This is a genomic window from Nocardia sp. NPDC004722, from assembly GCF_053601505.1.
Genome location: NZ_JBSGBY010000268.1, coordinates 1 through 10939 on the forward strand (window position 1 = coordinate 1; position 10939 = coordinate 10939).

Below are 10939 nucleotides of genomic sequence, written 5' to 3' on the forward strand. Positions count from 1 at the left end.
CGGGCGGGCTGAACTCGACGCTGCTGCTGCTCATCGTCTCCATCGTCGGCACCACGGTCGCGCCCTGGCAGCTGCCGCCAAGGGGGTGAGGTCCGGGTGTATCGAGACCGGTTCGCCGGTGGCGGTTTCCAGGCGTCGGGCGGCGACGTGAGCCTTGGCGACGGCCGCCCGCCAGCGGGCGCCGTCCCCCAGTTCCGCTGAGCTCAGCAGGTCGACGGCGCCGAAGCCGTTCACGGAATGGGCGACCGGCGCGATGCTCGGCCAGCCGTCGGTGATCGAGAGCAGCAGCCGGTGCTCGGTCGGGAGGGCGAGTTCCCGCGTCATCGCGTCGATCCGGTCCGGGGGCGCGCCCGGGCTGGAATCCGGTCCCGGTTCGGGCAGCCAGATCGGGCGGATCGCGCGGAAGGCACGCCGGGACTCGGCCAGTTTCGCCACGATCTCCCGGATATCGGGGCTCTCGGCGGTGACCGGCCGCCGCCAGGCGCGGCCGTGCGGACCGTACGATTCGCCGTCCAGCCAGTCGGTCTCGCTCGCCAGCTCGCATCGCAGCCAGGTCTCGACGGTGTGGAAGACCGAGTTCGATCCGGAACTGAAATCGCGAACCTGCCCGGCGGTGTGGTCCGGGCCGTCGGACATGATGACGAACGCCGTGGAATGCGAGTATTCGCAGATCGGCACCGCGTCGGCGGGGTCGGCGGGCCAGCCGAACATGGTGTCGCCGCCCTCCTGCGCGTAGATCTCGATCATCTCCTGCGCCGAACCCCAGGCGGGGGACCGTCCGATATCGGCCGTGCCCAACAGGTTCCGGCTGCCGTCGAATTCCGGCCAGCCGTCCGCGACCTGCAGCAACTGCCGGTGAATCGGATCGAGCCGACGGCCCAGGCGTTCCTCGGCCGCGGCCAGATCCGACTCCGACGCACCGGGCCGGGGCCACGTCGGTGGCGCGTAGAGCTCGGGCATCAGCACGGCGCGCCGCTCCCGCTGCACGATGAAGCCGTCGATCAATTCCGTCAGGACCCCGGTCAGGTCCACGCCACCCGTCATCTCGATCCCCGCTGTCGTCGCGCCGCGATGTTAGCTAGAAGTATGCTGCATACCCGGAACGGGTGTCCTGATTTGTCTGGATCAAGATCGAAAGTCGGTCTCGACGGGACCGCCCGGCAACACCGCACGTGACCATCGCCATGGCGTGAAAGACCACCCGGCTTGTGGGATATGTTGGCGCGATGCCGTACTTGCAGCGCGAGGGACAGGTTTTCGTCGTCCAGTTGGGCGACCTGGGTGAGCGGGATACCGAGAACCGGTTCAATCCGACTTGGGTCGGTGAAGTGGACGCTCTGCTGGATGAGGTCGCGGCGACCCGCGGGCCGTGCGGGCTGGTCACGGTCGGTGACGGGAAGTTCTACTCCACCGGGTTCGATGTGGAATGGGGTGCGCGAAACCCGGATCTGATCAACGAGAACGTTGCCCATCTTCTGCGGTTGTTCGCCAGAATTCTCACCCTGCCGATGCCGACCGTCGCGGCGATCAACGGTCACGCCTATGGCGCCGGGGCCTTTCTCGCGGTCGCGCATGATCACCGGATAATGCGGGGAGATCGCGGCTACCTGTGTTTCCCCGGCGTCACGCTCGGCGTCAACTACGCTCCCGGGATGGTCGAACTGGCCCAGGCGCAGTTACCGCTGCCCGCGGCCCGTCGTGCCCTGGTCACCGGGCACCGCTACGGCGGGACCGAAGCGGTGACGGCGGGTTTGGTCGACGCGATCGCCGACGAACACGATCTCTTGAAATCCGCTGTGCAGCATGCCCAAAGCCTGGCCGCGACCAGCGGCCCCGCCCTCGGCCACGTCAAGTCCTCGCTCTACCGCAACGCCACCGCGGCCCTGCTCGGATCTGTCGCGGAATACAACCACGATTCCACCGCAGGCTGAGTACGGCGAGCCGGCTCACCGCCACCCGGTGATGTTCCCGACTCGGGCCAGGGCGGTGAACCGGTGGGCGGCCCTTGTCGTGGTGAGGGTGTTGGCTCGGAAAACCTTATGCAACATCATTTTTCGATGATGCTTACCTCGAAGGGGTGGGTGGTCATGGCGCGTGCTGCTGGCGGTGTGGTTGCGGAAGATGTTGATCGGGGCGAAGTTTCGGTGGTGCGGAAGGTCGTCGCGGAAGCGGTGGGGACATTTCTGCTGGTGTTCGGCGGGGTGGGGACCGCCGTGCTCGCGGGGGCGAGGGTGGGGGCGTTGGGGGTGTCGCTGGCCTTCGGGTTCACGCTGTTGTGCCTGGCCTACACGCTGGGGCGGGTGTCCGGATGTCACCTCAATCCCGCTGTTACACTGGGGCATGTGCTCTTGGGGCGGATCGACGCGGTGACGGCGGGGCTGTATGCGGCGGCACAGGCGGTGGGCGCTCTCGTGGGCGGCCTGCTCGTGTACGCCGTCGCGGCCGGATTGCCCGACTACCACCGGGACGTCGACGGGCTCGCCGCGAACGGCTGGGGTGAGTACGGGCCGCAGCGGGCCCTCGCCAAGGACGGCTACGGCCTCGCCTCGGTCGTCATCGTCGAAGTGGTGTTGACGGCGCTGCTCGTGCTGGTGGTGCTGGCCGTCACCGATAAGGTGGCCGACACCGCCCTGGCCGGGGTGGCCATCGGAATCACCTTGGCGGTCACCAATTTCGTGGCGATTCCGGTCGACAATGCCTCGATCAATCCGGCGCGCAGCCTCGCCTCGGCCCCCTTCCAGACGGACGCCTGGGGCCAGTTGTGGGCGTTCATCGTGTTCCCGCTGATCGGCGGCGCGCTCGGCGCCCTGGCCTACGCCGGTGTGTTCGGGCGGCGTTCCGCCTGAACGAGATCCGCCCGCACCCTGAGGTGGTGGCTGAGGTCACCGGTCAGCAGGGTATGGACGGTGCGTTCGGTGAAACGCCACGCGCCGTCGGCGCGTTCGAAGCGGTCGTGATAGCGGCCGGTGGCGATCGGCTGCAACGGCAGGTCCGGAAGAGCCTGGAAGACAGTGAAATAGGAGCGCGCGGTCGCGGTATCCGCAGCGCCGAACTCGACGGCGGTGTTGGTGGTGACGTGATGGGTGCGCGGCGTGCCGTCCTCGTAGCGGATCACCAAGGCCCGGAACATCTTCTCGATGGCCTCCGGGCCCTCGATCGCGGTGCCGCTGCCGATGAACACGCCATGGCTGAACAGGGCGGCGACGGCGGCGAAATCGCCGTCGTCGACCAGTTCCGCGTACTTCGCGATCAGATTCGTGATGGCGGTGCTGTCGGCGAGAGAGCTCATGCCCACCGAGAGTAGTCAGACGGTGAAGCTGGTGACACCGTCGACGACGCGAGTCAACTGCTCCTCGGTCAGCCCCGGCCACAACGGCAGCCGCACCAGCGTCGCGGAGAACTCGGCGCTGCGCGTGCACGGGAACGGGGTGCGGCCCAGCTTCAACCCGGCGGGGGAGGAGTCCAGCGGCACATAGTGGAACGGGGCCACGATGCCGAGCTGCCCCAGATGCCGGATGAGGTCGTCGCGGCGATCCTCGGTCGGCACCCGCAGGTAGTACAGGTGCGCGGTGTGCTCGCGATCCTCCGGCACCGACATGAGCCGAACGTCGTTGCGGGCGGCCCACTCCGGCAGCGCGGCCGCGTAGTGGTCCCACACCCGGTGCCGGTTGCGCTGAATCGTCTCGAACTCGGCGAGCTGCGCGTCCAGCACGGCGGCGTTCAATTCACTGGGCAGATACGAGGATCCGATGTCCTGCCACGAGTACTTGTCCACCGCGCCGCGCAGGAACCGCGCCCGGTCGGTGCCCTTCTCGCGGATGATCTCCGCGCGCGCCATCAGGATCTCGTCGGTGAGCAGTACCGCGCCGCCCTCACCGCAGTGCACGTTCTTGGTGTCGTGGAACGACAGCGCGCCGACCGTTCCGATGGTGCCCAGCGGGCGTCCCCGGTAGTAGCCGCCCAGCCCGTGCGCGTTGTCCTCGATGATGGCGAAGCCGTGCGAATCCGCCAGCCGCTGCAGCCCTTCCATATCGGCGGCCACGCCGCCGTAGTGGATGACCATGACGGCCTTGGTGCGCGGCGTGATCGCCCGCGCCACCGACTCCGGATCGAGATTGCCGGTCGCGTCGTCGATATCGGCGAACACGACGGTCGCCCCGCGCATCGCCATGGCCGTCGCGCTGGAGGTGAACGCGAAGCTCGGCGCGATCACCTCGTCGTCGGGCCCGAGTTCCAGCAGCAGCCCGGCCATTTCGAGCGCGTGCGTGCAGGAGGTGGTCAGCAGCGCGTGCGGCGCGCCGGTGATCTCGCGCAGCTTCGCGGTGGCCTTCGCGGTGAAGGGGCCGTCGCCGTGGCTGTGGTCCGAGGACAGCACCGCCTCCACGTTCGGCAGTTCGCCCGCGGCGCGGAAAGGACGGCTGAAGATGATGCGGTCACTGCTCACGCGCGCGGGACTCCCTCGTTCTCGAACCGAATGGTGTTGCCGTCGTGCCGATCACGCAGCTGCTCGGGGCGCGGGGTCGGCGTCTGCACGGTGAGGTAGAGCGGCTTGCCGACCAGCACATGCAGTGCCACACCGAGGTATTCGGCGATCAGGCCCAGCGAGAACAGGATCGCGCCCGAGCACAGCAGCAGCACCGTCATCAGCGACGCCCAGCCCTCGGGATCACCGCTGCTGTTGGTCAGCCGGTGATAGACCACCCAGCCCGCCATGCCGAGCCCGCCCAGCGCCAGTGTCACGCCCAGCATGCTCACCACGCGCAGGCCGCGAGTTCCGCTGCACAGCACCATCTTCCAGAACAGCGAGAACAGGCGGCGATAGTTGTATCCGGATTCCTCGCGGCCCTCGGCGCGCAACTGCACCGGCACCTGCGCGACATCGCCCACCACCCAGGTGAGCGCCACATCCAGATACACGCCATTGGAGGCCACCTGCGCCAGCTGCCGGGCGATATCGCCGCGAATCAGGCGGTAGCTCTCGAACCGGGTCGAGTCGGGGAAGGCGAACAGCGTCGCCAGCACCAGCTTCGCGCCGCGCGAGGTGATATTGCGCAGGAACCCGTGCGGGCGGGTGTTGACCGGCTTGGAGTACACCAGATCGGCACGCTCGTTGAGCGCCGCGTCCAGGAAGTCGCCGATGAACGCCGGATCGTGCTGGCCGTCCTCGTCCATGGTGACGGTCCAGTCGCCGCGCGCCTCGGCCATGCCCGCGATGGTGGCGGCGTCCTGACCGTAGTTGCGGCTCAACCACACCACTCGCACCTGCGGGTAGGTTTCGGCGAGTTCGCGCAGCACCACATCGGAGCGGTCGGGTCCGTGATCGTGCACCAGCACGATCTCCTCGACCGCGAAACGCGCGCCCTGCGGTGTGGTGTTCGGCTCACCGAGCTTGTCCAGCTCGCTGACGAGAGTGGCGATGGTGTCCTCGCCGCGATACACGGGCACCACGACGGACACCGCGTGCACCCGCACGGGGCGCTCGCCGCCGGAGGTCACGCTGGGGTCGCTCGCATGCGTACGGGCGGACGGAATCGGCATCAGCTGAATGTACTTTCGATGACGGTGTGTGGCGGAACTCCTCGCCGGAAAACAGGGCCCGAGCCGCGGTGAACTCTAACACGCTGCTGGTCGCGGCAATCGGCGCGAAGGGTGATCACCGAACCCATCATTGCGTACCTCGCAGTCTGCCGCAGGTTCGCGTAAGCCCCGTGGACACAGGGTTGCGCAAGTGTCAGCGACAGCCGCGCCCTGTAGGGTCTGGAACTCGTGGTGGAAAGCTCAGTTTCCAAGGTGGTCGGGGCCACCGAATCCGGACAGGGTACGGAGACGGCGCAGCCGTCGGATCGTCCGGTCGCGCCCGACCGTAGCGCTCGGCGAGAGGTGTACCGCTGGGGCCTCATCACCTCGCTCGGGGTGACCCTCGGCTACCTCGCCGTCATCCTGGCCAACTCCCGCCACTTCTTCACCGACGACACCGAATCCCAGTACAGCGGACTGTGGGTGTACTTCGGCCGCGCCTTCCGCGACGGGCATTTCCCGCTGCTGATTCCCGAGCAGTGGATGACCGGCAATTACACCAATGAGGAAGCGGGACTGTTCAATCCGCCGCAGCTGCTGATCGATCTGATCGCGCCCTCGGTGCCCAACCTCGTCGTCTACGCCACCATCGTCAAACTGATCTTCGCGATCATCACCGGGCTCGGCGTCTACCGGGTCTGCCTGGTCTACGGTGCGCGCCCGCAGTGGGCCGCGGTCGCCGGTGTGGCCATGCCGTTCACCGGATTCTTCCTGTTCTTCGACGAGGCCAGCTGGTTCACGGCCATGACCGGCACCGCGTGGATGATCCACGCGTGGGCGTCCTCGGAGCGCTATCTGCGCGGCAAGGGCGGGCCCATCCCGGTCTTCGTCTACCTGTACCTGGCGATCTCGGTGCAGTACGTGTTCCCGTCGGTCGAGGCCGTGCTCATGCTGCTCGCCGTCGCCGTCGGGTATCTGGTGTGCCAGGGCGGCGCGCTGCGGACGAACACTCGCGAGGCGCTCGCGCCGCTCGGGCGACTGATCGCCGCGGCGGTGTGCGCGGGCCTCGCGGGACTGCTCACCTTCCTGCCCTCGATGCTGTCGGCGCAGGTGACCGCGCGCGGCAACTCGCAGATCAATAACGACCAGTTCTTGACGGTGCCGTGGTCGGAATCGCTGAACCCGAGCCTGCCCACCACCATGCCCGCCTTCACCTCCTGGTGGGGCTACGTGCAGCCGCTGCCCATGACCTACATCGCCTGGTTCCTGATTCCGGCGCTGGCGTTCGTGGATTGGAAAGCGGCGCAGAAACACTGGAAGCAGTTCGTCGCGATCGCCCTGTTCGCGTTGATGGCGCTGATGTGGACGGCCGGACCCGGCGTCGTCGGCCCGCTGCGCTGGCCCGCCCGCGTGCTGCCCATGCTCGCGCTGGGACTGCTGGTGCTGGTGTGCGTGCTGCTGGGTCGCTTCGGCACGCTGCGGGATCGCAACAAGCGGATCATCGCCGCACTGGTGCTGGTACTCGCGCTCTGGGTGCGGACCTTCTCCGCCGATCCGCACGACGTCGCCTGGCATCTGGGCTCCGCGGCCGTGGTGATCGCGCTCGGGCTGGGCGCGGTGTGGCTGGGCCGCACCCGCGGCGTCTCCGCCGCCACTGCGCTCGTGATCGCGGCCATGGTGCCCATCGCCTGGTTCCAGGTGTGGTGGGTGCAGCCCACCCCGATGTCGTGGAACCTGCCCGCCAACCGCACCGAGGCGATGGCCGCGTTCCCGAAGTTCCAGGACGGCACCACCCTTCAGCTGGCCAATCGCGGACTGCTGCAACCGGCCGACAAGAGCCTCGACGGCGCCTACGGCTCGCTGGTGTGGGGCAACTACGCCAAGCATCTGGAACGCGACGGCTACGTCAACGGGTACACGCCCAACGGCTACTTCTACTTCATGCAAATGCTGTGCATGGAATGGGATTCCAGCGTCTGCCCCGACTCCTACCGGCGACTGTTCAGCCCCGAGCCGACCACCGGGCGCACGCTCGCCGATCTGATGCTCATCGACCGAGTCGTGTTGCAGAAGGCCCTGCTTCCCGACGCGGGCAACCAACCTGCCCCGGACGGTTGGCATTTCGTCGATGTGCCCGGGCACGAGAAATACATCTGGGTGCTCGAACGCGACGGCGGACCCATCTCGGGGGTCAACGGCCGCATCGGCGACGCCCACGACGTCGAGGCCACCTCCACCGGGGAGACCGACGACACCAGCACGCTGCGGGTGTCGTCGCCGACCGGCGGCAGCCTCACCTTCGCGCGACTGGCCTGGCCCGGCTACCGGGTCACCCTCAATGGCAAGTCCATCCCGTTCCACACCGTCGGGAAAGTGTTCGTGGCCGTGGACATTCCGGCGGGCACCCAGAACGCCGAGCTGGAGGTGAGCTGGCGGCCGCCGGGCTGGAAGATCGGAATCGGCAGTGCCGCAGCCGGACTGGCGGGCGTAGCGTTGCTGCAGTGGCTCTGGATCCGGAATCGTCGCCGCGGCCAGGACGCGCCCGCGCTCGAACAGCTCGACGACGACCCGGACCGTCACCTGGTCGGCTCCGACCGGTGACCGACGCACCGCCCGCGCCCTCCACCGCGCACCCCGAACCCACCGCGCCCGCCGGGCCGCTGCTACGGCTGGTGCGCCGGCAGGAGGTCGCCTTCGCTCTAGTCGGCGGATTCAACACGCTGATGGGCATGGTGCTCACCATCGCGTGGCTGAGCATCCTCGGCGACATGGTGTCCAAGGACGTGGCCGCCGCGCTGTCGGTGGCCCTGGCCTACGCCGTCGGCATGGTGATCGCCTTCGTCATGCACCGCACCCTGGTGTTCCGCGTGCGCGGCCACATCGTGCGCGACTTCCTCGCCTTCGTCGGCGTGAACCTGGTCGGCATGGTGCTCAACATGATCCTGCTGCAACTGTCGGTCTCCCTCCTGCACGCCCCGGCCAAGCCCGCCGCGGTCGTGGTCATGGGCCTGGTCGCGGTGGTCACCTTCTTCGGCCACCGCCACATCAGCTTCCGCCGCACCACCGATTCCACCCCCGCCCCCGACGCCCGGTAGATTCCCTGACATGTCGGAGGAAACCCTGGACGCCACCCTGCTGAGCCTGCTCGCCTGCCCCCAGGACAAGGGCCCCCTGCACCTCGCCCACACCGCGACCGGTGACACCGTCCTCTACAACCCCCGCCTCCACCGCGCCTACCCGGTAGACAACGGCATCCCCGTCCTCCTCATCGACGAAGCCGTAGACGTCTCCGACGAAGACCACACCCTCTTCCTCACCCAGAACTGACGGCGTTCTCCCGCCCGACCCCGCACCCGGGAATCCACTAGGGTTCCCGGGTGAGCACTTTCGGGGGACCAGGCCCATCGCAGAATCCGTATGATCCGAGCGGTTTTTCACCGAACCCGTTCGCACCCCCGGGTGCGGGCGGACCGATGCCGCAGACGCCCCCGGGACCGGGATCGCCGGGTTCGGTTGGCGGAGTGCCGGTTCCGGCTCGCAGCGGCGCGGCGGCACTGGCCGCCGGTGGGCTGCTGATCCTGCTCGCGGTGCTGTTCGTGGTCGGCTCGATGCTGAGACTGGCCGAGTTCCGTGGCGCCGGGAATCCCTCCAACGGGCTCGAGGCGTTCCATACGGAATGGGGCGCATGGTCACTCGCCAATGCCGATGTCGTGGATTCCTCCGGAGCTACTCAACAGTGGCTCGGGATCCCGATGATCGTGTCCGCGCTGGTGGGCGCGGTCGGTGCGGTGCTGCTGCTGACCGGACTCGCGGCCCGACGGCGCGGGGCGCTGGGGGTCGCGGTCGCGGCGTCGGGCATGACCCTCGGAGTCTCCGTGGCCACCGTCGCCGACGTCGTCTCCGCGTTGATCACCAGCGATTCGACGGTCACCACGAGCCTCGGACCGGGCTTTTGGATCTTCGCCGTCTCCTTGCCCATAGCCGTGGCGGCGCTGGTCGCCGTCGCGCTCGGCGGTGCCGCGACGCGCCCGAGCGCTCCGATCGACAGTGCCGGGCGGCCGCTCGGCGCGAAGGCCGGTGGCCTCGACATCACGGTCGGCATCCTGCTGATCCCGCTGTCCGTTCTGATGGTGGCCGCCACGGTCTTCGATCAGTCTTCCGGGGTCTCGCTCTGGTCGGCATGGAACCACGAGGTACAGCTCTCCGGCGCCGTGCCGGTCTTCGGCGCGGTCGCGGCCTTGATCGCGGCGGTGCTGTCGTTCGTGGGGCGCGGCAGGCTGATGGCATCAGCCTGTGCCGCTTTCCTTTTCGCGTCCGGCCTGCTGTTCTCGCTGGATACGATCGATATCGAACTCTCGGGTCCCGTACAGCTCTCCGACTTCAAGCTCGGCGGCTGGCTGCTGTTCGCCGCCACCGCCATCGCCTTGCTCGTGACCGTGCTCGCCGTCCTGGCCACCGCCACGAAACCGGCCTTCCGCACCCCGTACACCCCGGTCCTCCGCCACCACCAGGGCTGGAACCCAGCGCAGGTCCCGCAGGCGTGGCCACAGAATCCGACTCCGTCTCAACCGGTTTGGCCACAACCCCACCAGGGGTCGCCGCAGCCGCAGCCGGGCTGGGTGCAGCCCCCGCAGGGGCAATGACGCGTCCGGGCCGCAGCCGGAGAATCGATTAGGGTTCCTGGGTGAGCACTTTCGGGGGACCAGTTCCATCGCAGAATCCGTATGGCCCAGGCGGCAGTTCGCACACTCCATTCGCCCAGCCGCTCTCCGGCGGTCCGGAATCCCCGCCACCCGGACAGGCGCCCCCGTGGCCGGATACGCAAGTACCGGCTCCGGTTGGTGGAGTTCGGGTTCCGGTCAAGGGCCGTGGATTCGATGTGCTGGCTGGTGTCCTGTCGATGCTGCTCGCGGCCCTTTTCGTGGCGGGTTCGCTGCTGCGGCTGGGGGAGTATCGGCTCGCCCAGGACGCACGTGTGCCTCGCTCGATTGCCGACCGGTACCACTCGACGTGGGGCGCTTGGTCGTTCAGCGGCAGCAGAGTCTCGAATCAGCCCGCGCACACTCAGCAGCTGCTCGGTATTTCCATGATCGTGGCGGCTGTGGCGCTGGTGATCGGTGGCTCGCTACTGATGACAGGCTTGGCGAGGCGGTTCGGGGCGGCTCGCGCGGTCACGTCGGCGGGCGTGGGCATGGCCGTCGGGCTGGCCGTGACCCTGGTGATCGACCTTGTTTCCATGCTGCACGACCCGCCTGCGCACGTCACCATGAGCCTCGGACCCGGGTTCTGGGTATTCGTCGTGTCTGTCTTCGTCGCCCTCGCGACGCTGGCTTGCGTGCTGCTGGGCGGTATCTCGGCGCGTGCGGTGGCACCGATGGACAGCCGTGGAAGGCCCCTGGCCCGCCGGGCCGGTGGCCTGGAG

Annotated in this window: 10 protein-coding genes and 1 pseudogene; 7 read left to right on the forward strand and 4 right to left on the reverse strand. The window is 68.2% G+C overall.

From position 1 onward, the window contains the following. Positions 1-558 precede the first annotated feature (558 nt). Positions 559-1044: pseudogene (locus tag ACWELQ_RS24480) on the reverse strand (SMI1/KNR4 family protein); the annotation flags it as partial. 182 nt (positions 1045-1226) lie between these two features. On the opposite strand from ACWELQ_RS24480, the gene ACWELQ_RS24485 reads away from it, so the two are divergent. Beyond that, entirely contained in the window at positions 1227-1931 is a 705-nt protein-coding gene (locus ACWELQ_RS24485) for an enoyl-CoA hydratase-related protein (protein WP_452399384.1), read from the forward strand. 156 nt (positions 1932-2087) lie between these two features. Beyond that, the gene (locus ACWELQ_RS24490) at positions 2088-2846 is read left to right on the forward strand and encodes an aquaporin (RefSeq protein WP_452399391.1); all 759 of its coding nucleotides are present in this window, start codon (positions 2088-2090) and stop codon (positions 2844-2846) included. Here the strand turns inward: ACWELQ_RS24490 and ACWELQ_RS24495 are convergent. The 3 genes from ACWELQ_RS24495 to ACWELQ_RS24505 are packed head-to-tail and all read right to left on the reverse strand — an operon-like array spanning position 2813 to position 5466. Next, positions 2813-3289: a nuclear transport factor 2 family protein gene (locus ACWELQ_RS24495; RefSeq protein ID WP_452399385.1), complete on the reverse strand. Its 477-nt coding sequence runs from the start codon at positions 3287-3289 to the stop codon at positions 2813-2815. The two genes, ACWELQ_RS24490 and ACWELQ_RS24495, sit on opposite strands and share 34 nt — an antisense overlap. Positions 3290-3304: 15 nt before the next feature. Then, positions 3305-4444, reverse strand: a complete 1140-nt coding sequence (gene rffA, locus ACWELQ_RS24500; RefSeq protein ID WP_452399386.1) for a dTDP-4-amino-4,6-dideoxygalactose transaminase — start codon at positions 4442-4444, stop codon at positions 3305-3307. Beyond that, positions 4441-5466, reverse strand: a complete 1026-nt coding sequence (locus tag ACWELQ_RS24505; RefSeq protein WP_452399392.1) for a glycosyltransferase family 2 protein — start codon at positions 5464-5466, stop codon at positions 4441-4443. The genes rffA and ACWELQ_RS24505 overlap by 4 nt, the downstream gene beginning before the upstream one ends. Positions 5467-5913: 447 nt before the next feature. On the opposite strand from ACWELQ_RS24505, the gene ACWELQ_RS24510 reads away from it, so the two are divergent. From ACWELQ_RS24510 to ACWELQ_RS24530, 5 genes are all read left to right on the forward strand, one after another. After that, entirely contained in the window at positions 5914-8118 is a 2205-nt protein-coding gene (locus ACWELQ_RS24510) for a hypothetical protein (protein ID WP_452399393.1), read from the forward strand. Beyond that, the gene (locus ACWELQ_RS24515) at positions 8115-8612 is read left to right on the forward strand and encodes a GtrA family protein (protein WP_452399387.1); all 498 of its coding nucleotides are present in this window, start codon (positions 8115-8117) and stop codon (positions 8610-8612) included. The genes ACWELQ_RS24510 and ACWELQ_RS24515 overlap by 4 nt, the downstream gene beginning before the upstream one ends. A 10-nt stretch (positions 8613-8622) precedes the next feature. After that, positions 8623-8844, forward strand: a complete 222-nt coding sequence (locus ACWELQ_RS24520) for a Trm112 family protein (protein ID WP_452399388.1) — start codon at positions 8623-8625, stop codon at positions 8842-8844. 194 nt (positions 8845-9038) lie between these two features. Continuing rightward, on the forward strand, positions 9039-10160 hold the full coding sequence (locus ACWELQ_RS24525) for a hypothetical protein (RefSeq protein ID WP_452399389.1): 1122 nt from the start codon (positions 9039-9041) through the stop codon (positions 10158-10160). Between the two features lie 236 nt (positions 10161-10396). Continuing rightward, on the forward strand, positions 10397-10939 hold a 543-nt coding region (locus tag ACWELQ_RS24530; RefSeq protein ID WP_452399390.1), incomplete at its 3' end, for a hypothetical protein.

What these genes read in the sequence shown, in the direction of transcription:
- ACWELQ_RS24485 (WP_452399384.1), top strand. Translation starts at nt 1,227, where the DNA reads ATGCCGTACTTGCAGCGCGAGGGACAGGTTTTCGTCGTCCAGTTGGGC.
- ACWELQ_RS24490 (WP_452399391.1), top strand. Translation starts at nt 2,088, where the DNA reads ATGGCGCGTGCTGCTGGCGGTGTGGTTGCGGAAGATGTTGATCGGGGC.
- ACWELQ_RS24495 (WP_452399385.1), bottom strand. Translation starts at nt 3,289, where the DNA reads ATGAGCTCTCTCGCCGACAGCACCGCCATCACGAATCTGATCGCGAAG.
- ACWELQ_RS24520 (WP_452399388.1), top strand. Translation starts at nt 8,623, where the DNA reads ATGTCGGAGGAAACCCTGGACGCCACCCTGCTGAGCCTGCTCGCCTGC.